This is a genomic window from Chryseobacterium sp., assembly GCF_041914225.1.
Classification (GTDB): domain Bacteria; phylum Bacteroidota; class Bacteroidia; order Flavobacteriales; family Weeksellaceae; genus Chryseobacterium.
Window position 1 is genome coordinate 48,686 of record NZ_JAYSDT010000021.1, and the last position, 20,431, is coordinate 69,116.

Below are 20,431 nucleotides of genomic sequence, written 5' to 3' on the forward strand. Positions count from 1 at the left end.
TTATGAAAATTCATTTAACAGCCATTATAAAAACCAAAGAAGAACATCAACCAGAAGTATTGGAAGTTCTTCAGAATATGGTAAAAGAAACAAGAAAAGAAGAAGCATGTGAGCTTTACAGCTTACATCAGGGAATTGAAGACAAAAATGAATTTGTTTTCTACGAAATATGGAAAAGCAAAGAAGGGCTGGATCAGCACAACCAGCAACCTTATATCCAGGCTTTCGGAGCTTTGGTGGATGAAAAGCTTCAGGAAAAACCACAGATTTATACCACCCATATCATATAAGTATGAAAAGATTAGCGTTTTTAATGCTTGCAGTCTTTACCATAGGATTCGTTCAGGCTCAAACCAAGAAATCAAAGAATATGAAAAAGAAAATATTATTCGTTGTTACCAGCCATGATAAAAAAGGAAGTACCGGTGAAGATACAGGATATTATCTGGGTGAAGTGTCTCACCCGTGGGAAGTTCTTCACAAGGCAGGATATGAAATAGACTTTGTAAGCCCGAAAGGCGGCACTCCTCCGGTAGATGGTTTCGATCTGAAAGATCCGGTAAACAAAGAATTCTGGGAAAACACAGAATACAAAAACAAGATTGATCATTCTATGATGCCGTCACAGGTAAATCCTAAGGAATATTCAACCATTTTTTATGCAGGAGGACACGGAGCCATGTGGGATTTTGCAGACAATAAAGAACTGTCAGATATCGCTTCCAAAATTTATGAAAACGGAGGTATTGTAGCCGGAGTATGCCATGGTCCTGCAGGTTTGGTGAATATCAAACTGAATAACGGGAAATATCTTGTGGACGGAAAGAAAATCAATGCTTTTACCAATGAAGAGGAATCTGAAGTTAAATTAACAGATGTTGTTCCTTTCTTACTGGAAGATAAGCTGAAAGAAAGAGGAGCAAAATTTGAGAAATCAGGACTCTGGCAGAATCATGTGGTAGCAGATCAGAGAGTGATTACAGGACAGAATCCACAATCTGCAAAAAGTGTGGGAGAAGCAATTTTAAAGGAATTAAATAACAAATAATTTTTAACCACAACAAAATAATCAATAAACTGATTGAAATTATCTCAAAAATCAAATTATTTGAACTTTGTCATTCTGACGAAGGAAGAATCTCATTAACAATCAATCATCTGAGATTCTTCATTACATTTCATTTCATTCAGAATGACATTTTAGCAAATAAAAGGTTTGACGGGGTGGTAAATAAACAAATCAATTTTAAAACAAACAAAATGGAATACAGAAAATTAGGAAACACTGATTTAGAATTATCAACAATCACACACGGAGCATTTGCAATCGGTGGAAATATGTGGGGTGGTAATGAAAAGCAGGATTCTATCAACTCTATTCACGCATCATTGGATCACGGAGTAACATCTATCGACACGGCACCTTTTTATGGTTTCGGGCTGAGTGAAGAAATGATTGGTGAAGCTATCAAAGGAAAAGACCGTTCAAAAATCCAGCTTTTAACAAAATTCGGATTGGTATGGGACGGAAGCAATAATGGCAAAGGAGAATTTTTCTTTGATGCTGAAGACGAAGGAAAAACTCTTCCGGTTTATAAACTGGCTTCTAAAGAAAATATCATCAAAGAAGTTGAAGAGAGTTTAAAAAGATTAGGGACAGATTATATCGACCTTTTACAGCTTCACTGGCCGGACAGCACTACGCCAATCTGCGAAACTATGGAAGCTATGGAATTATTGATCCAACAGGGGAAAATCCGTGCTGCAGGGGTAAGCAACTACAGTGTGGCTCAAATGGAAGAAGCTAACAGAACGTTAAAACTTGCCAGCAACCAGGTTTCTTACAGTATGCTGAACCGTGCTATTGAAAATGATCTTGTTCCTTATTCTTTGGAAAACAATTCGGGAATTATCGTTTACAGTCCGATGGAAAGAGGTCTTTTAACCGGTAAATATTTCAAAGAAACCCAATTGAAAGATAACGATCACAGAAACGGATATTTCTCTCAGTTTGATTTGAATAAGGTAAAAACTTTCCTGGAAAAAATCGGACCTATTGCGCAGGAAAAAGGAGCCAGCCTTTCTCAACTGGTATTAAGATGGACAACTTTACAGCCGGCAATTACCGTAGTATTGGCAGGAGCAAGAAATGCCCAGCAAGCCATCGAAAATGCAAAAGCAATGTCTATTGACCTTTCCCAGGAAGAATTGAACTTCATCAATTCGGCTTTAAGCGAGATATAATATAAAGCTGGAAGATGGAGGCTGGAAGATGGAAGTTATTGATGTCGGATAATAAATAGATTGGTTTACAATTTAACTTCAATTGTCATTCCGACGAAGGAGGAATCTCTTTGTTACATGCAGAAAAGTGTAATATAAGCCTTCTGATTATCAATACACTAATAAAACTTCCCTCTCCCAGCTTCCGGCTTCCTTTCTTTTAACCTCAATCCTTATAAAAAATGAAAAATAATCTGATCAAAGTGTTCGGGTTAGCAACACTATTGACTATCAACAGCATTAGCATAAAGGCTCAAACATTAGTTAATCCGGAAGACCAATCATGGTATCCTTCTGCCTATGGCTCAAAAGATGAGATCGGAGCTGCCAATTTATTGACTCCTGAAGTTGTAAAACAGGCATTAGGACTCGTGAAACAGGGCAAAACGTTAGCGCTTGCCGTTCCGATTGATAAAAACCTTCCTGCTTTCAGACACAGAAGTTTTAATTTATATAATATCCAGCCCGGAGAACAGGGCGGAAAAAGCATAGGACCAAATAAATTTACCTTCAATGATGAATTGGTCAACGGTTGGACCGGAGTGGGAACACAGCTCAACGGAATCGGGCACATCGGTATTGATAATACTTACTACAACGGAAACAAAGCAACAGACTTTGTAACCGTAGAAGGTGTCAAGAAACTGGGCGTTGAAAAAGTGCCACCTTTTGTAACCCGTGGTGTAGTGCTTGATATGACTGCTCATTATGGAAAACCAATTGTACCTGGCGGAACAGAATTTACTATAGAAGACATTAAATCTGTTTTAAAAAAGCAGGGTCTTACCCTTAGAAAAGGTGATATCATCCTTTTCAACACCGGATGGCTTGAATTGATTGGTAGAAACAACCAGCAATTCCTTGAAACAGAGCCTGGAATCGGAATGGATGCCGCAAAATGGCTTGCCGATCAGGGAATCGTAGCTTTTGGAGGGGACACCTGGGCTTCTGAAGTCTATCCAAATCCAAAAAGCAAAGAAGAATTTCCCATCAATCAGTTTATGCTGGCCAAAAAAGGAATCTATAACCTGGAACTGATCGACAGCCGTCCATTGGTGAAGCAAAAAATCTGGGAATTTTTATTTGTATTGGGACAGCCTTTATATGTAGGCTCTACCCAGGTGAATGTAAATCCTGTAGCGATTTATTAATTTAAATACTTACAGGATGAAATTGTTTAAACTTTTATATTCATTATTTTAACCACAAAAGGAACAAAAGTTTTAAACACTTAAGTGTTTTCAGAAACAAGCCTTATGCGTAATAAGTACACCTAAGTTTTATGTAAATCTTTGATTTTCATCTTATGTGAACTTTTCTGCGGTATCATTTTAAACTTACTTAAATGAACTCAAGTGTTTTAAATTGAAACCTTTTGTGACTTTTGTGGTTGGGTAAAGTTTAAGCAATTTTTATATCTGAGAAATGAAGTGACAATGTAATTCCGTTTAAAAAATAAAATTAACCTTAGAATTTATTTTTAGAATTAATACCAGACTGTTTACATTATCACTTTGAATCCTGTATTAAAACACGGCCTTTCAAATTTGAAAGGCCGTGTTTTAATAAGTAAACATCCGTAAATTATGCAGTCTTCATTGACTTCCATCTTCCATCTCCCCGCTCCCGGACTTCACTATTTTGCAATCGGAAGATGAGTACTTATTGCAATTCTGTTCCATGCATTAATGGTTACAATAGCCATAATGATCTGGGCAATCTGGTTATCATCAAAGAATTTTTTAGCCTTTTGGAAGGTTTCTTCTGTTAATCCGTTTTGGCTGATCAGTGTAATTTCCTCTGTCATTGCCAAAAGCACCTGTTCTTCTTCGGTGAAAAATTCTTTTGCCTCTGTCCATCCATTCAGAATAAAAATTCTCTGAGGGGTTTCACCGTATTTGATGGCATCTTTGGTGTGCATATCAAGGCAGAAAGCACATTTATTGATCTGTGAAGCCCTGATTTTAATTAATTCTTTCTGAATATGGGTTAAAGAAGTGGTCTGTAAGTATCCTTCCAATCCCATCATCGCTTTGTAAACTGCCGAATCTACTGTTGCAATATTTAATCTTGCGCTCATAATATTATTATTTTTTGGTTAATTGATCTATACTTAAAGAATAACGTTGTTGTACCGCCAGTAAAAGTGCAGCAGCACTTCCCACCCATACCGAGTAATTCAGCGGGGCTTTCGGTCCTGATGCAATGGTCATGGATACCGCAAAAACCAGCAGCAGAATACTGCTTCCATACGCTGCAATTCTGGTTTTAAATCCAAAAATCAGCATCAGAGGGAAAAAAATTTCCAAAAAAGTAGCGGCATACGCTGAGAATGTGCTTAAAGATTCCGGAAGGAAATAGGTAAGCTGTCTTGTATATTCTTTGAAACTTTCCATATTCCCCCATGACGAATTTTCCTTGCTCCATAATCCGAACCGGTCTGCAACAGCAGAAAGCATCGTCACTGCAAGAGCCAGCCTTAAAAATAGCTGCGGAAATTGATTATTGGTATCTGTCATTGCATTGGCTTTTAATTACATGACAAATTTCCGGGTTCTGATCCGTAAAAAACTTAAACTGGTTTAAGATCGTAACTTTGCTCTGATTTCACTCAGATATTCCGGGGTAAGATTCAAAAAGGAGGCTATAAGATATTGAGGAATCCTTTGGATAAACCATGGATACAATGTACTGAAATGCATATAAAGTTCTTCTCTGGACATTTCATACAAATACCGGATTCTACGCTCTGAAGCAGCATACGCTCTTTGATAAATCATGCGGAAATAGCGTTCCATTACTGGATGTTTTTTCAACAATTCTTCCTGACGCTCAAGATCAATCACCAGAATAGAAGAATGTTCCACTGCCTGTATGGAGAAATCTGTTGGTATCTGTCTTTCATAAGCAAATGTATCGGTAATCCACCAGTTTTCAATGGCAAATTCTGTCGTCTGCTCTACTCCTTTTTCATTGATAAAGAACTTTCTCAGACATCCCTTCACTACAAAATACATGGTCCGGCATATCTCCCCTTCAAGCATCAGGTTCTGCTTCTTCTTTACCTCCATCACCCTGAAAAATGATACAATAGAAGTATATTCCTCATCGGTTACGGTAATGAATTTATTTAAATGTGCTTTGAACGGGTCCATTGTAAGAATTAATGCTCAAACTTAACTTTATTTTTTTAGTTTTACAATGAGAAAAATATTGAATCATGGAAATCGTTGCTAAAATTCTGATCGCTGTCGTTGCACTGGAACACCTTTATATCCTTTGGATGGAAATGTTTGCCTGGGAAACCAAAGGGAAAGAAGTTTTTAAAGCAGCCCTGCCTCCGGAAATGTTTAAACCTACCAAAGGACTTGCTGCCAATCAGGGGCTTTACAACGGTTTTCTGGCTGCCGGATTGATCTGGTCATTTTTGATTAAAGACCCACAATGGCAGACGAATGTAGCTTTATTCTTTTTAGGATGTGTTGCTGTAGCCGGAATTTATGGAGCCGTTTCTGCCACTAAAAAAATATTTTTCGTTCAGGCGTTACCCGCTATCCTTGCGATTATTGCCGTTTTACTGAAATAATTTTACAAGCTATTCGTAAAAAATTTCTTTCCAATCAAGATTCTCTTACTTTCATGATAAGAGAAAAAATCATCATGAAAATATTACTTCACAACAGTATTGAAAATCAACAGTTTACCCATACAAAAATCCATTTAATATAAAATTCGTAAATTTGCATCGTCATAAAAAATTGATATACAGTTTTTTGATGCTGGGAGGCATTTTGATTAAATGTAGCCATTCAAGTTGTTCAGTACACATATCTGTAATTACCTCATCAGTAATTTAATTATAGAATCTATGTAAAAGATTAACTTCTTTTTGCATAATGCACTCTTTTTCTAGAGTATAATCTATTGAAATATTTAAAATAAACATAAGGCCATCAGGTCTCTATGCTGTTATTTTTTTGTTTGGAGCTTTTATTATTAAAGGCCTGGCAAATTATTTTACTCTATCGTCAGCAGCAGAACAACTAAAGCTAAATGTATATAATAAACTGGTGTGCAGTTTTTATATCAAATTATTAATTGAAAAATTCTGAATATGGAAAAAAATGAAAATGCTAGAAAAGTAAAACTTAAGGTTGAAGACCTGACCATGATCTTTGGCAAAAACAAAGAAAAAGCACAGGAACTTTTAGACAAAGGTTTTTCCAAAAAGGAAATTCTTGAAAAAACAGGCTGTACCATAGGAATCAACAAAGCCAGTTTTGAAATCTATGAAGGGGAATTCTTTGTGATCATGGGGCTTTCCGGAAGCGGAAAATCTACTTTATTGCGCTGTCTAAACAGATTAAATGAACCTACTTCAGGAAAAGTATACATCAATGACGATGATATTACCAGTAAAAACAACAAGGAACTTTTAGAAGTAAGGAGAACGGAAATGAGCATGGTATTCCAGAAATTCGGATTGCTGCCTCATCACACCATTTTTAGACAATGCAGGTTTCGGACTGGAAATCAGGGGAGAAAGCAAGGCTTCCCGGGATAAAAAAGCACAGAAAGCACTGGATATCGTAGGATTAACTGGTTTCGAAAACCAATATCCTTCACAACTTTCAGGAGGAATGCAGCAGAGAGTAGGATTGGCAAGAGCTTTGGCCAATGATCCCGAAGTATTGCTGATGGATGAAGCTTTCTCAGCTCTGGATCCATTGATAAAATCTGAAATGCAGGATCAGATGCTTGAACTGCAGAACACCTTACAGAAAACCATCGTCTTTATTACCCATGACCTGGACGAAGCCATTAAAATCGGAGACCGTATCGTCATCATGAAAGATGGAGTCATAGAACAGATAGGAACAGCGGAAGAAATTTTAACCAATCCTGCCAGCGATTATGTAAAAGCGTTCGTAGAAAAAGTAGACCGTAAAACCATTATCACGGCCAGATCTCTGATGTTTGATAAAGCGACAGTGGTTCGTTTCAGAAAAGATGGTCCCGAGGGAGCTTTAAGAAAAATGAGAGCCACCGGATTAGAAAACTTACCTGTGGTCGATTTTCAGAATAAATTTCTTGGATTTGTTACCCTTAATGATGTGGTCAGAATTGCCAAAAAGAAAGAACCTACGGTGGAATCTATTATCAACAGTAATGTTCCTTCGGTGTATCCTGAAGTGACGGTAGAAGAAATGCTGCCATTGATCTCTGAAAATAAGTCGTCCATTGCCGTGATTGATGAAGACAATAAATTTTTAGGTCTTGTTACCCAGTTATCTCTGGTCATAGAAGCCACAAAGTTTAACGAAGAAGAAATTATTGAATTAAAAGAAATCGCAAACAACCAATAAGATGAATAAAACTATAGATATAGGTCAATATGTAGAAACTGCAATCAATTGGCTCACAGAAAACGGAAAACCTGTATTCGATGTTATAAAACACTTAGGAAATACCTCTATCATGGGGATTGAATGGGTATTAACAAACACTCCTTTTTATGTAATCATTCTCTTTTTTACCCTTCTGGCACTGTGGAAAGCCGGAAAAGCCATCGCTGTGGTAACCGCAGCCGGATTAAGCTTAATATTTTTAATGGGATTATGGAAAGAAACCATGGAAACCCTGGCACTTATTTTTGTGTCCACCATTACAGCTCTTATCCTTTCTATCCCTCTGGGAATTCTGGCTGCTAAAAGCAAAATAGCTGATAAAATCATCCGTCCTCTACTGGATTTGATGCAGACCATGCCCGCATTTGTTTACCTGATTCCTGCGGTACTGTTTTTCAGTATTGGTAAAGTACCCGGTGCTTTTGCAACCATTATTTTTGCCATGCCTCCTGCTGTTCGCTTAACGACATTAGGAATTGAGGCTGTTCCGAAAGATATTGTAGAAGCGGCAAGAGCTTTCGGAGCTACCGGCCCTCAGATTCTATTCAAAGTAGAGCTTCCTTTGGCCATGAAAACGATTTTAACAGGGATCAATCAAACCATATTATTATCCTTATCCATGGTTGTGATTGCAGGAATGATTGCTGCAGGCGGTTTGGGAGAGAAAGTACTGGAAGGAATTAATAACCTGGATATCGGATTAGGATTTGAAAGTGGATTATCCGTTGTGATTTTAGCCATTATCCTGGATCGTATTACTCAGGGATTTATAAAGAAAAAGCAATAAGATGAAACAATTAAAATACCTGTTTTTCCCCGTTTTAATGTTACTATTTACAGCATTAAGTTCGTGTGAAAACATAAAAAACTCTAAATATATTACCATCGGAATGGTAGACGGCTGGGCAGAAGATGTTGCGATGACACACGTTGCCAAAGCCATTCTGGACGAGCAGGGATATCATGTTATTATTCAAAAAGCCTCTACGGATATGATTCTGGCTTCTATGAATAATGAAGATACAGATCTTTTCATGGGAGTATGGCTTCCATACACTCACGCAAAAAAGCTGGCTAAATTTCCCGGATTAATGCATCTTGGAACCAATTATAACAACGGCCGTATAGGTTTGGTGGTTCCGGAATATGTTCCTGTAAACTCCATTGAAGAGCTCAATCAGCATAAAAATCAATTCAATCACAGAATTATAGGAATTGAAAAAGGAGCTGGATTAACCACCGGAACAGACAAAGCAATCATAGATTATAAACTGGATTATCATCAGATCAACTCCTCTACCATTGCCATGATCACCGAGTTACAGAATGCCATACAACGAAAAGAATGGATTGTGGTAACGGGATGGCAGCCTCACTGGATGTTTGGTAAGATGAAGCTTAAGTTTCTTGATGATCCCAAAAAGATTTATGGTGAAGCGGAACAGATTAAAACCTATTCCAGAAAAAGTTTTGCTAAAGATCATCCTGAGCTGGCAAAATTCTTTTCAAAGCTTCATTTTGATGATGAGAATATGTCTGATCTTTTAATGAAAATGGAACAGAGTAAAAACAAAGAAGCCACTGCCAAAGAGTGGGTGAAAGATCATTCTGAACTTGTACGATCCTGGCTAGATAAAAATTAATAAACAATTTGGTATATTTAAAAATCCTCAACTCTATATGGGTCTGAGGGTTTTTTGATCTATTATCCGGAAGAATTCATTGATTCTTTGATTTTTTCACGATGAAGGATTCCCCAGTTCACCAACGTTTCTGTCACCGGAAATACAGATTTTCCATATTCTGTCACCGCATACGTTACGGTAATAGGTTTTGTATCCTGAATGGTCCTGGTGATCAAAAGATTCGTTTCCAGCTCTTTCAATTCTTTGCTCAGCATTTTTGCCGAGATTCCTTCAATACCGCGTTCCAGCTTTTTAAAATGAATCATCTGGTCCGGTCTGTTCGTCAGATACCGTAAAATCATCAGTTTCCATTTTCCTCCTAAAACATCCAGACTGTCCCGCATTGCAAACAATTCCTCGGTGCAGCTGGCTTCTCTTTCAATACCGTTTTCAATAATTTTTGCCATAATAGTTTCGTGAAGGTAACTAGTTACCATTGGTTAACTAGTAGCAAATATAAACTATTCCCTCTTTACATTTGTATATCAAATTAATCTTATGAAAGCAGTTATTTTAAATAAAAACGGAAAGCTGGAAGACGGATTCACAGAACAGCCCCAACCTCAAAGTAATGAAGTTTTAATTCAGATTAAAGCAAGCGGTTTCAATCCCATCGACTATCAGATGCTGGAAAATGAACTGGAAAGAAAACTGATCAGTTCACCGATATTAGGAAGAGAATTATCCGGAATTATTGTGGCAAAAGGTTCAGAGGTTACAGAATTCAATATTGGAGACGAAGTCTATTGTGGAAGCGGTTCTATGGGAAGCAACGGTACGTATGCTGAATATATTGCTGTTCCTGAAGCCATTGTTTCTTTTAAACCAAAAAATGTTTCGTTTGAACAGGCAGCTTCCATCCCTTCCGCAGGACTTACTTCCTTACAGATTGTCAACCGTTTAAAATTAAATCCGGAAAATACCGTCCTTGTGACAGGTGCGGCCGGAGGTGTTGGTTCATTTTTAATCAAACTTTTACTGGCCCATAATATCCGGCAGATCACAGCAACCGTTGGCAGTGAAGAAAACAGGCACATGCTTCTTAATTATGGATTAAAAAGTCATCAAATCGTTAATTACAGAGAAGAAAACCTTATTGGAAACATTTTAAAAGCCAATAATGATCAACCTTTTGAATATGGAATTGATCTCGTAGGAAATTATATGTCTGAAGTGACGGCTGAGGTTTTAAAAATCAATGGTACGTATGTAGATGTTACTGCTTTGGTAACAGAAGATGCTCATGAAACATTGTTCAACAAAGGAACTCTGATTATGAATATTTCCAATTACACTTATGGTATGATTAAAAAATATGACTATTATAAAAACAGTTTACTGGAAATAAAAAAACTTATTGAAAACGGAACAATCCTTCCTCCTCAGCATAAAATAGTTGGAAATCTTTCTTTGGAAACTGTTATGAAAGCTCATTCTATGTTAAAAAATAATCTGACCCAGGGTCATAAACTTATTATGAGAAATGATGAATAAAAATACCAAGACGTATCGTAACGGGAATGAAAGACGGAAAATCCGTTATTGTAGAAGATCTGCAGGTTGAAAACGCTGTAGAACATTTTCCGGGGCTCATCATTTCAGATGTATGGAATACGCAGACAATGCCAGCAAGTCTGGATTTTGAAACCGGAATTCCCAATACAGGATTTCCACAAACTCCTAAAAACGGTACTTATTTCAGATATGTAGTAGTTCCGCCGGATAAAGATTTAGGCATAGAATGGAAAAAGAATGAACCTCATCCGATGATGCACCAGACCCCTACACTGGATTACGTTATCATCCTTTCCGGTGAGCTCTATCTCGTCATGGAAGATGGTGAAACCCTTCTGAAACCGGGAGACATCGTTATTCAGCGGGGAACTAATCATGCATGGAGCAACCGTTCTGATGAGCCGTGTGTTCAGCTGGCGGTTTTGATTGATGCAAAAATTTAATAGTAAAGAATTTCCCACAGATCACACAAATACTACAGATAAAAATTCATGTAGATGCAGCAAATTTTACAGAGATCCGCGTAATCTGCGCGATCTGTGGGAAATAAAAAAGATTTTTAAAGCCGGGAAAACGCAAAGGCGCAAAGAAAATAAACAATAGGTTGTTTAAGGCGCAAGAAAATCAAAGATTTTCAGCAAAGATTAATCCATATAGTATTAGGAACATACAATTTTATCGCAGATAAAATCCTTGCGCCTTAAAAACAGATTAAAAGAAATACCTTAGCGCCTTTGCGTTTTCCAACAAAAAACTTCCAATTTACAAACCAAAATATGTGTAATCTGCGAAAAATAAACAGAAAATATTTTAAAGCTGGACAAACGCAAAGGCGCAAAGAAAAAATAAACAATAGGTTGTTTTAAGGCGCAAGAAAATCAAAGATTTTCAGCAAAGATTAACCATATGGTATTAGGAATATACAATTTTATCGCAGATAAAATCCTTGCGCCTTACAGCATAATAAAAGAAAAAACTTTGCGCCTTTGCGTTTTCCAACAAAAATCTTCCAATTTACAAACCAAAAATATGTGTAATCTGCGAAAAATACAGAAAATATTTTAAAGCCGGGAAAACGCAAAGGAGTAAAGAAAAAATAAACAATAGGTTGTTTTAAGGCGCAAGAAATCAAAGATTTTCAGCAAAGATTAATCCATATATAGTATTAGGAACATACAATTTTATCGCAGATAAAATCCTTGCGCCTTAAAAACATATTAAAAGAAATACCTTAGCACCTTTGCGTTTTCCAACAAAAAACCCCTCAACTTACAAACCAGATACCTCCTTCAGTTTCTCCTTCATTTTTTCAGACGTCATCTGCCCTTCCTGATAATACACCAGATTCTGATACTTATCCAGAAATACCCACAAAGGATAAACCGGCTGATTTTTATTCTTTGATAATGCCAGTGCCAATTCATGAATTCCGGAATTTCCATTCTGCAGATATTCAAACTCCTGGTTTTGAAAATGAATGGTCTCCTTTGTCTTCTCTGCCTCGAAGTTGATAAAATAAAATTGGGCATTCATCAAATTAACCAGCTCTTTATCCTGACTCAAACGGTAAGCCTCAATCCTACATACCGCACACCAGTCTGTATAAAGATGGATCACAATGGGTTTAGGATTTTCTTTTTGCTGAGCTTCCAGATCAGAAAAAGTGCCTGTCTTCATCTGAGACAGATAAAAACAAGGCACTAACATTAAAAATAAAATTATTTTTTTCATTTTAAGATATATTTTACTCCGAGGAAACCTCTGATCCCCTGCATGGGTGCATAGCCGTATGCCGTATCAAAAGTATAATGATTAGGATTGTTGACAGGATCATCAACATGTTTATCGAAGGGGTCAAATGGTCTCATCAAAGGATCTTTAGGCCTGAAGTTGAATAAATTTTTCATTCCGCAATACACTTCAAATCCTGATTTGAAACTTTTGGACACCTGAATATTAGCCAGCGAATAAAACGGTGAATATTCAGGGCGGTAGTCGTTTACCAGGACAGGAAGTCGCATTGGTCCGTAGAACTGTCCTGTAAAATCGATAGTCAGATTATTCGAAAACTTATACGTCAGGTTATAAGTACCACTCCATTTTGGAGCATGCAGCTGCTGTGTTTTCTGGTTTTCATTATCAAATTTCTGGTATACATCAAGATAAGTTACTCCTACATTGACACTCAGCGGAAACTGAAATGCAAAATCAACGTTCAGGGAAGCTCCTCTTGAAATTCCATATCCATGAAGATTATCGTAAATAATTTTGTTCGGATCAGAATCAAAATCCCCTACAATTTTATTGCTGAAGTACGTATAAAATGCCGAAGCATCAAGATTCAGCAAACGGCTTCCCACCGGAATTTTCCAGATACAATTCAGGTTCCCGTTAACAGATCTTTCCGGTTTCAGGTCTGATTTTACCACGACTTCCCTGGAACCTGTCAAAGCTGCATGATCTTCCGTAAACAAATTAACCACTCTGAACCCTGTTCCAAAATTGAAACGTAAAGTGTGATAAGGATTAGGATTGAATTTCCATGCAAACCTCGGCGAATGTACGGAATGATGTACTTTATCATAATCATATCTGTACCCAAGCAGCAAAGTATTTTTATCATTGATCTCCCACTGATCCTGGATAAAGACACCCCAGATCGGGGATTTCATCGGTGCATTGGTGATCCCGTCTGCAGCTAGTGTTCCTGGTGTGTTATCATCATAAAATGTTCTTTTAAAAGTAAACCCGGCAGTAATATCATGCTTTCCGAAGCTTCTGTCCCAATACGTCTGCACAAAAGCTACCTTTTGCGTGGCATTAAAGGGATTTGATCCGTAAAAAGAGTTCTGATCATGATAATTATAAGAAAACTGAGTCACAATATGCTCTTTCATGGGCCATTCATATAAACCAAAAATCTCTGCTCTGTTGGTATAAATACTTTCTCCGTATACTTCATCACTTCCGCGGAAAGACTTATTCCATTGCATTTCGCCCCCAAAACGGTCTTCATACAGGTATCTCATCGCAAAACTTGCCTGTCTGTTTTCCTTTCTTTTAAAATTCCATTTGTTGAAAACCGAAATCCTGCTTTGCAGCGTAGCGTCCGTAAAATTATCTTTATTCTGATCTATCCTTTCCTGAAAGCTGAAATAATTTAAACTTAATAATGAAGCGGCCTTTTTTCCAATATTGAACTTCGTTGAAAGATCCAGGTTATTTTCATTCCAGGTACTGGTCATCATATCAACACTCAGTTTAGGAGCAGTCAAAGCATTTTTGGTAATAATATTGATCACTCCTCCCATCGCTTCAGAACCGTATATAGAAGACGCAGGACCTTTTACCACCTCTATCCTATCCACCAGGCTGTTAGGGATTCCGCTTAATCCGTATACGGTGGAAAGTGAGCTTACAATCGGCATTCCGTCAATCAAAATCATTGTGTAAGGACCTTCCAGCCCATTGATATGGATATCTCCCGTATTACATACAGAACAGTTCAGCTGAGGTTTTACTCCATTCACCATGGCAATGGCCTCAAAAATACTTGGAGTAGGATTTTTCTGGAAAAATTTCTGACTGTAGATCTCAACCGCCACAGGACTTTTGGATCTGCTCATTGGCTTTATGGTTCCTGTAACCACTACATCTTCGATGTTACTGGTCTTGTATTCCCTCTTCATAACGCTGGCAGAATCCTGACTATTAATCTGCTGTAAACTCAAACTGTCCGTCTCCTGTGCAAAACAATAGGTTGATAAAAAAGTGACAGAAAATAATATTCGCTTCATGAAATTAAAATTGTTAGGCAAATCTAACAATTATTTTTCAAATACAAAACTTTGCTTAAAAATATAGATTGAGCCAATTCATGAAAAATGATTAAATTTGAGAAACTACATATGAAAGTAAAATGAGATATCATCAATCGGGAAATATCCCACCAAAAAGGCATACGATCTTTAAGTCTCCTGAAGATAAATTTTACTATGAACAGCTTTTCGGTACGGAAGGCTTCCATGGTATTTCTTCTCTGTTATATCATATCCACCGCCCTACACAGATCAAATCTATCGGTGAGCCGAAAGATGTCACTCCTAAGATAGCTGTGGAAAAGAACATTACTCCCAGAATGTTTAAGGGAATGAATGTCACTCCTGAAAATGATTTCCTGGATAGCCGAAAAATTCTTTTGATGAATAACGACCTGAAAATGGGATTGGCAAAACCAAGAAATTCGATGGATTATTTCTACAAAAATGCGGAATGTGATGAGCTTTTGTACGTTCATAACGGAGCCGGAATTCTGAAAACATTTGTAGGAGACCTTGAATTCGTAACCGGAGATTATCTTATTATTCCGAGAGGAACCATTTATCAGGTAGAATTGAAATCTGATCATACGGTCTTTTTTGTATTAGAAAGCCACTCTCCTATTTATACTCCGAAAAGATACAGAAATGAATTCGGGCAGCTTCTGGAGCATTCCCCATTCTGTGAGAGAGATATGATTGCTCCTACTTTCAAAGAACCCGTTGATGAAAAAGGAGAATTCCTGATTAAAGTAAAAAAAGAAAACCAGATTACAGATTTCATCTACGCAACACACCCGTTTGATGTGGTGGGCTGGGACGGATATTTCTATCCTTATAAATTCAATATCAAAAATTTTGAACCGATTACCGGAAGAATTCACCAACCGCCGCCGGTTCACCAGAATTTCGAGGGACACAATTTCGTAGTCTGTTCATTCTGTGCAAGGATGTATGATTACCATCCACAGGCGATTCCGGCACCTTATAATCACTCCAATATTGACTCTGATGAGGTATTATTCTACACGGAAGGTGATTTCATGAGCCGTAACCATATTGATTTGATGGATTTCACCCTTCACCCCGGAGGAATTGTACACGGACCACACCCAGGTGCTATGGAAAGAAGTATCGGTAAAAAGTTCACGGAAGAATATGCTGTAATGGTAGACCCTTTCCGTCCTTTGAAAATTACAGAAGAAGCTTTAAAAGTAGAAGATCCTACTTATAAAACTTCTTGGCTGGAATAAAACAGTACAATCATCAGAAAAGTATTGCTGAATACATACAAAAGACGCTTTAAATCCTTTATTTAAAGCGTCTTTTTTCGTAAATTTGTGAGGTATGGTTAACATATTGACCATCATTATTTTTCATGACGCATCCTAAGTAATGGTGGTTTAAAACAAAATCAATATTACATGTTAGAAAGAATCAGATTAGAAAGTCTACGCGACAAAGTAACCACCGCGGAAAATGCAGTAAATATTATTAAAGACGGCATGACCATCGGGTCCAGCGGCTTTACAAAAGCAGGTGACAGCAAAGCTATTTTGCCGGCACTGGCAGAAAGAGGAAAAACCGAAGAACTTAAAGTCACTTTAATGACCGGAGCTTCACTGGGCCACGGTACCGACGGAAAACTGGCAGAAGCCAACGTCCTGAAAAAAAGAATGCCTTTCCAGGTAGATCCTGTATTAAGAAATAAAATCAACAATGGTGAAATTCTCTTCATCGACCAGCATTTAAGCGAAAGCGCCGAGCTTCTTCACACCAAAAATCTTCAAAGTATTGACGTAGCTATTATTGAAGCGGCCTATATTGAAAGAGACGGAAGTATTGTCCCTACTACATCGGTAGGAAATTCAGTGACCTTTGCGGCTTTGGCTAAAAAAGTGATCATTGAAATCAATACCGAAGTTCCTGAAGAAGTTTACGGAATCCATGATATTTACCAGGCAGAAGATTATCCTTACAGAAATGTGATCCCAATTGTAGCTCCATGGAACAAAATCGGGAGAAAAAGCATTCCCGTTGACCCAAATAAGATTGAAGCCATTGTTTTTACTAACCGTAAAGACAGCCCGGCAGATATTGCAGAACCGGACGAAAAAACTACCGCTATCGCTAAACATCTTCTTGCATTCTTTGAAAATGAAGTACGTTTGGGCCGTCTTACAGACAGATTACTTCCTCTTCAGGCAGGTATCGGCAAAGTAGCCAATGCTGTTCTGACAGGTTTCAAAGACAGTAATTTTTATGATCTTACCATGTTTTCAGAGGTACTTCAGGACAGTACCTTTGATCTGATCGATTCCGGTAAGCTAAGCTTTGCCTCAGCATCTTCCATTACCGTTTCCCAGGAATGCTACGAAAGAGTTTTAGGAAACCTCTCAAAATATAAAGAAAAGTTTGTTTTAAGACCTCAGAATATTTCCAATACTCCCGGATTAATCAGAAGATTGGGAGTCATAGCCATCAACACTGCTATTGAATTTGACATCTATGGAAATGTAAACTCTACCCATATCGGAGGAACAAAAATCATGAACGGAATCGGAGGTTCCGGAGACTTTGCAAGAAATGCTTACTTGAGTATTTTTGTTACTCAGGCCGCATCAAAAGGCAACAATATCTCTCACGTCCTTCCAATGGTTTCACATACCGATCATACCGAACATGATGTAGATATTCTGGTAACAGATGTCGGATTAGCTGATTTAAGAGGTTTAGCTCCAAGGGAAAGAGCACAGAAGATTATAGACAATTGTGTACACCCGGATTATAAAGAAGAATTACAATCTTACTTCGACAGAGCCTGTGAAAAAGGAGGTCATACTCCTCATTTATTACAGGAAGCCTTCAGCTGGCATTTGCGATTTGCAGAGACCGGAAGCATGAAACAGAAAACAGCTGTAGAAGCCACTAATTAAATATTTTCATCAGGGAATAAATAAGAAAAAAAGGACTGGATGCCAATGCATTTGGTCCTTTTTTGTGTTAATCGTATCCGGTTGATTCATATGACAAAAGTCTGTACCATATCCTTAAAATATTTATATGAATATAAAATTATAAAGATTATCTTTGAAAGAAGAGCGGTATTTTTATGAGATGTAAAAATACGTTGAACACCCTTTTAAAAAGACAAAATATGAATAATTACATCAGCGCAGAAGAAGCAATATATACGATAAAAAGTGGAAACCGTGTATTCTTTCACGGCAGTGCATGCACCCCGAATTATCTGATCGATGAGTTGGCAAGACAGTCCGGCAGGCTGCAAAATGTGGAAATGGTTTCCATTACCCAGCAGGGAAATGTGGAAATTGCAAAACCGCAATACAAAGACAGTTTTTTCATCAACTCTTTATTTGTTTCCACCCCTGTGCGTGATGCTGTAAATTCCGACAGAGGTGACTTTGTTCCGGTATTTTTAAGTGAAATTCCTATTCTGTTCAGAAAAAATATTTTACCTCTTGATGTAGCCCTGGTAACCGTTTCACCTCCGGACAGACATGGCTTCTGCACATTGGGAACTTCTGTAGATATTGCCAGAGCAGCAGTAGATACAGCAAAAATCATTGTGGCCACCGTTAATCCAAGAATGCCGAGAACCCATGGTGACGGCATGATCCACATCAGCAGAATCCACAAACTGGTATGGCATGAAGAGGAACTGCCAACGGTGGACTATGGCTCAAAAGTAGGCCCTGAAGAAATGCTCGTTGGGAAAAATGTGGCTGAACTTATTGAAGACAAATCTACGCTTCAGATGGGTATCGGAACCATTCCTGATGCCGTTTTAAAATGCCTTACCAACCACAAAGACCTCGGAATTCATACAGAAATGCTGAGTGACGGTGTTATCGATTTAATTCAGAATGATGTGATCAATAACAAATATAAAGGGTACAACGATAATAAAACCATTACAAGCTTCTGCTTCGGAACCAGAAAACTCTATGATTATGTAGATGATAACACCGTTTTTGCTTTCAGGGATGTAAGTGAAGTCAATTTCCCGATCAATATCATGAGAAACAAAAAGATGGTAGCCATCAATTCTGCTATTGAAATAGACCTTACAGGACAGGTTTGTGCCGACTCTATCGGGACACTCCAGTACAGCGGGATCGGAGGACAAATGGATTTTATGCGTGGTGCTGCTTTAAGTGATGACGGAAAGCCTATCATTGCCATTACAGCGAGAACCAAAAAGGGAGTTTCAAGAATTGTTCCTTTCCTTAAACAGGGAGCCGGCGTAGTAACAACAAGAGGTCACATTCACTACGTAGTTACTGAATATGGTACTGCTTATCTGTATGGAAAAAATCTTCGCCAGAGAGCACAGGAGCTGATCAGCATTGCCCATCCTGATGACAGAGAGATGCTGGAGAGAGCGGCTTTTGAAAGATTTAAACACTGATAATCAAATCATAAAGCACACAAAAACTATTTTCAAAACTGATCACTTAAAACAAATTTTGAAATCAACATCCCTAAAACATAAAAAAACATTAATATTTTGGCAGTATATTTGATAAAATTCATTCAAAAACAAGGAAATTGAAAACTATATATAATTCGATACGAGAAGAGGTTATAAAGCATCCCAAAGTGAGGAATTCTGTTTTAGGGAATGTGAATGAATGGAAAAGAAGCCATTACATTATTCTTTCTGAAATTATTAAAGACGAACTTTCCGGAGCTGAGGAACTGAAAGGAGGAAAAAAATTTGAAATCGGAAATACCATTTCCCATGTCACCCTTCAGCGGTTCTTTGAGAATGATTATCAGGATAAAACCCACAGTGATCTCAGATTTCTGAAGACCCTTGACAAAATCTGTATTTTCTTGGGATACAAAGATCTTAATGACTATATCCTTGCAATCAGATACAGAAAACAGAACGAAGAGGAAAATAATGAACAGTCCCATCTTACACAGATGGTCTACGATTATTGTGCCGCAGCTTTTGAATTCTATAAGCAGTTTCCTGCTCACAATACCGAACTTTTAAAAGGCCTCGTTTTCGATGATTCCCCTTTCCTCGAAAGAGCATCACAATTCAGCAAAGAGCTGTGTGATAAAGATTTTCACCTGGTAACAAAAAACAACCGGTCCAATTATGAAGTTTTTGATATTCATATCGTTACCGATGAGCCGGACAAAAAAATCCTGGAATCCCAGGAATTCTGGAATCTGCTGTTCAAGGTAGGAGAAACCGGTGAAGAACATTTTGTGAATCAGCTGAGTACTCAGATCTACTTTATCCGGAAAATAAATGATACCTGGAAGATATGGGATAATTACAATCCGGATGCCGGAATGCTGAACAGAAAAATTGAAACCTTCTAAAATAAGAAAGCCGTAGAGAGTATCTACGGCTTTCATGTTTCGAAATATTTTTTTTCACTTGTATTTTGTATAACAAATGTAGTCAGACGATTTTAAACTTATTAAACTTAAATATACTTAAGTAAACTCTTCTTTAATGTTATGTTAAATATATTCAATGAATCCGCGGGAATATTTTCGCAATGTCCAAGTTTTTTGTAATTTGCATACCAATAAAATAAAAGTAAAAGAGAAAATATGTCAACACTTACATTTGCCGAGAAAATAGCTCAAGCAGAAAATTTCCTGCCGATTAACGGTACGGATTACATTGAGTTTTATGTAGGAAATGCAAAACAGGCTGCCCATTATTACAAAA

Annotated in this window: 21 protein-coding genes and 1 pseudogene; 16 read left to right on the forward strand and 6 right to left on the reverse strand. The window is 37.6% G+C overall.

Annotation, left to right across the window (positions count from 1 at the left end):
• Nucleotides 1–2: 2 nt before the first annotated feature.
• From ACE3RB_RS11390 to ACE3RB_RS11405, 4 genes are all read left to right on the forward strand, one after another.
• Nucleotides 3–290, forward strand: a complete 288-nt coding sequence (locus tag ACE3RB_RS11390) for a putative quinol monooxygenase (RefSeq protein WP_374464321.1) — start codon at nt 3–5, stop codon at nt 288–290.
• A gap of 2 nt (nt 291–292) precedes the next feature.
• Nucleotides 293–1,048 carry a type 1 glutamine amidotransferase domain-containing protein gene (locus tag ACE3RB_RS11395; protein WP_374464322.1) on the forward strand — a complete coding sequence of 252 codons (756 nt, stop codon included), beginning with the start codon at nt 293–295 and terminating at the stop codon, nt 1,046–1,048.
• 212 nt (nt 1,049–1,260) lie between these two features.
• On the forward strand, nt 1,261–2,244 hold the full coding sequence (locus ACE3RB_RS11400) for an aldo/keto reductase (RefSeq protein ID WP_374464323.1): 984 nt from the start codon (nt 1,261–1,263) through the stop codon (nt 2,242–2,244).
• 221 nt (nt 2,245–2,465) lie between these two features.
• Nucleotides 2,466–3,434: a cyclase family protein gene (locus tag ACE3RB_RS11405; protein WP_374464324.1), complete on the forward strand. Its 969-nt coding sequence runs from the start codon at nt 2,466–2,468 to the stop codon at nt 3,432–3,434.
• A 485-nt stretch (nt 3,435–3,919) separates the two neighbouring features.
• Here ACE3RB_RS11405 and ACE3RB_RS11410 read toward each other — a convergent pair whose 3' ends face one another.
• The 3 genes from ACE3RB_RS11410 to ACE3RB_RS11420 all read right to left on the reverse strand — a co-directional run bounded on the left by ACE3RB_RS11410 (nt 3,920) and on the right by ACE3RB_RS11420 (nt 5,438).
• Nucleotides 3,920–4,363, reverse strand: a complete 444-nt coding sequence (locus ACE3RB_RS11410; RefSeq protein WP_374464325.1) for a carboxymuconolactone decarboxylase family protein — start codon at nt 4,361–4,363, stop codon at nt 3,920–3,922.
• A 7-nt stretch (nt 4,364–4,370) separates the two neighbouring features.
• On the reverse strand, nt 4,371–4,802 hold the full coding sequence (locus ACE3RB_RS11415) for a DoxX family protein (RefSeq protein ID WP_374464326.1): 432 nt from the start codon (nt 4,800–4,802) through the stop codon (nt 4,371–4,373).
• A 63-nt stretch (nt 4,803–4,865) separates the two neighbouring features.
• Nucleotides 4,866–5,438 (reverse strand): Crp/Fnr family transcriptional regulator, encoded by a 573-nt coding sequence (locus ACE3RB_RS11420; RefSeq protein WP_374464327.1) that lies wholly within the window; start codon nt 5,436–5,438, stop codon nt 4,866–4,868.
• 65 nt (nt 5,439–5,503) lie between these two features.
• On the opposite strand from ACE3RB_RS11420, the gene ACE3RB_RS11425 reads away from it, so the two are divergent.
• The 5 genes from ACE3RB_RS11425 (at nt 5,504) to ACE3RB_RS11445 (ending at nt 9,334) form a co-directional block, all read left to right on the forward strand.
• Complete coding sequence (locus ACE3RB_RS11425; protein ID WP_374464328.1) at nt 5,504–5,869, forward strand: DUF1304 domain-containing protein; 366 nt, start codon at nt 5,504–5,506, stop codon at nt 5,867–5,869.
• A gap of 528 nt (nt 5,870–6,397) precedes the next feature.
• Nucleotides 6,398–6,847: an ATP-binding cassette domain-containing protein gene (locus ACE3RB_RS11430; protein ID WP_374464329.1), complete on the forward strand. Its 450-nt coding sequence runs from the start codon at nt 6,398–6,400 to the stop codon at nt 6,845–6,847.
• Between the two features lie 22 nt (nt 6,848–6,869).
• Nucleotides 6,870–7,649: a CBS domain-containing protein gene (locus tag ACE3RB_RS11435; protein ID WP_332386350.1), complete on the forward strand. Its 780-nt coding sequence runs from the start codon at nt 6,870–6,872 to the stop codon at nt 7,647–7,649.
• A gap of 1 nt (nt 7,650) precedes the next feature.
• The gene (locus tag ACE3RB_RS11440) at nt 7,651–8,478 is read left to right on the forward strand and encodes an ABC transporter permease (protein WP_374464330.1); all 828 of its coding nucleotides are present in this window, start codon (nt 7,651–7,653) and stop codon (nt 8,476–8,478) included.
• A 1-nt stretch (nt 8,479) separates the two neighbouring features.
• The gene (locus ACE3RB_RS11445; RefSeq protein WP_374464331.1) at nt 8,480–9,334 is read left to right on the forward strand and encodes a glycine betaine ABC transporter substrate-binding protein; all 855 of its coding nucleotides are present in this window, start codon (nt 8,480–8,482) and stop codon (nt 9,332–9,334) included.
• A gap of 62 nt (nt 9,335–9,396) precedes the next feature.
• Here ACE3RB_RS11445 and ACE3RB_RS11450 read toward each other — a convergent pair whose 3' ends face one another.
• The gene (locus ACE3RB_RS11450) at nt 9,397–9,783 is read right to left on the reverse strand and encodes a winged helix-turn-helix transcriptional regulator (RefSeq protein ID WP_374464332.1); all 387 of its coding nucleotides are present in this window, start codon (nt 9,781–9,783) and stop codon (nt 9,397–9,399) included.
• A 91-nt stretch (nt 9,784–9,874) separates the two neighbouring features.
• Here ACE3RB_RS11450 and ACE3RB_RS11455 point away from each other — a divergent pair, with 91 nt between their 5' ends.
• Both ACE3RB_RS11455 and ACE3RB_RS11460 read left to right on the forward strand, forming a co-directional pair.
• Complete coding sequence (locus tag ACE3RB_RS11455) at nt 9,875–10,870, forward strand: NADP-dependent oxidoreductase (RefSeq protein ID WP_374464333.1); 996 nt, start codon at nt 9,875–9,877, stop codon at nt 10,868–10,870.
• 26 nt (nt 10,871–10,896) lie between these two features.
• A complete protein-coding gene (locus tag ACE3RB_RS11460; RefSeq protein WP_374464334.1) occupies nt 10,897–11,334 on the forward strand; it encodes a cupin domain-containing protein in 438 nt (145 codons plus the stop codon).
• Between the two features lie 826 nt (nt 11,335–12,160).
• On the opposite strand, the gene ACE3RB_RS11465 is transcribed toward ACE3RB_RS11460, so the two are convergent.
• Together ACE3RB_RS11465 and ACE3RB_RS11470 are read right to left on the reverse strand one after the other, a co-directional pair.
• Entirely contained in the window at nt 12,161–12,622 is a 462-nt protein-coding gene (locus tag ACE3RB_RS11465) for a thiol:disulfide interchange protein (protein WP_374464335.1), read from the reverse strand.
• Nucleotides 12,619–14,688 carry a TonB-dependent receptor plug domain-containing protein gene (locus ACE3RB_RS11470; protein WP_374464336.1) on the reverse strand — a complete coding sequence of 690 codons (2,070 nt, stop codon included), beginning with the start codon at nt 14,686–14,688 and terminating at the stop codon, nt 12,619–12,621. Before ACE3RB_RS11470 ends, ACE3RB_RS11465 begins: the two co-directional genes overlap by 4 nt.
• A gap of 122 nt (nt 14,689–14,810) precedes the next feature.
• On the opposite strand from ACE3RB_RS11470, the gene ACE3RB_RS11475 reads away from it, so the two are divergent.
• The 5 genes and pseudogenes from ACE3RB_RS11475 to ACE3RB_RS11495 form a co-directional block, all read left to right on the forward strand.
• The gene (locus tag ACE3RB_RS11475; protein ID WP_374464337.1) at nt 14,811–15,962 is read left to right on the forward strand and encodes a homogentisate 1,2-dioxygenase; all 1,152 of its coding nucleotides are present in this window, start codon (nt 14,811–14,813) and stop codon (nt 15,960–15,962) included.
• Nucleotides 15,963–16,133: 171 nt separating this feature from the next.
• A complete protein-coding gene (locus ACE3RB_RS11480; protein ID WP_374464338.1) occupies nt 16,134–17,645 on the forward strand; it encodes a succinate CoA transferase in 1,512 nt (503 codons plus the stop codon).
• Between the two features lie 221 nt (nt 17,646–17,866).
• A complete protein-coding gene (locus ACE3RB_RS11485; protein ID WP_374464339.1) occupies nt 17,867–19,141 on the forward strand; it encodes an acetyl-CoA hydrolase/transferase family protein in 1,275 nt (424 codons plus the stop codon).
• A 140-nt stretch (nt 19,142–19,281) separates the two neighbouring features.
• On the forward strand, nt 19,282–20,073 hold the full coding sequence (locus tag ACE3RB_RS11490; RefSeq protein WP_374464340.1) for a hypothetical protein: 792 nt from the start codon (nt 19,282–19,284) through the stop codon (nt 20,071–20,073).
• Between the two features lie 237 nt (nt 20,074–20,310).
• A pseudogene (locus ACE3RB_RS11495) lies at nt 20,311–20,431 on the forward strand (4-hydroxyphenylpyruvate dioxygenase); the annotation flags it as partial.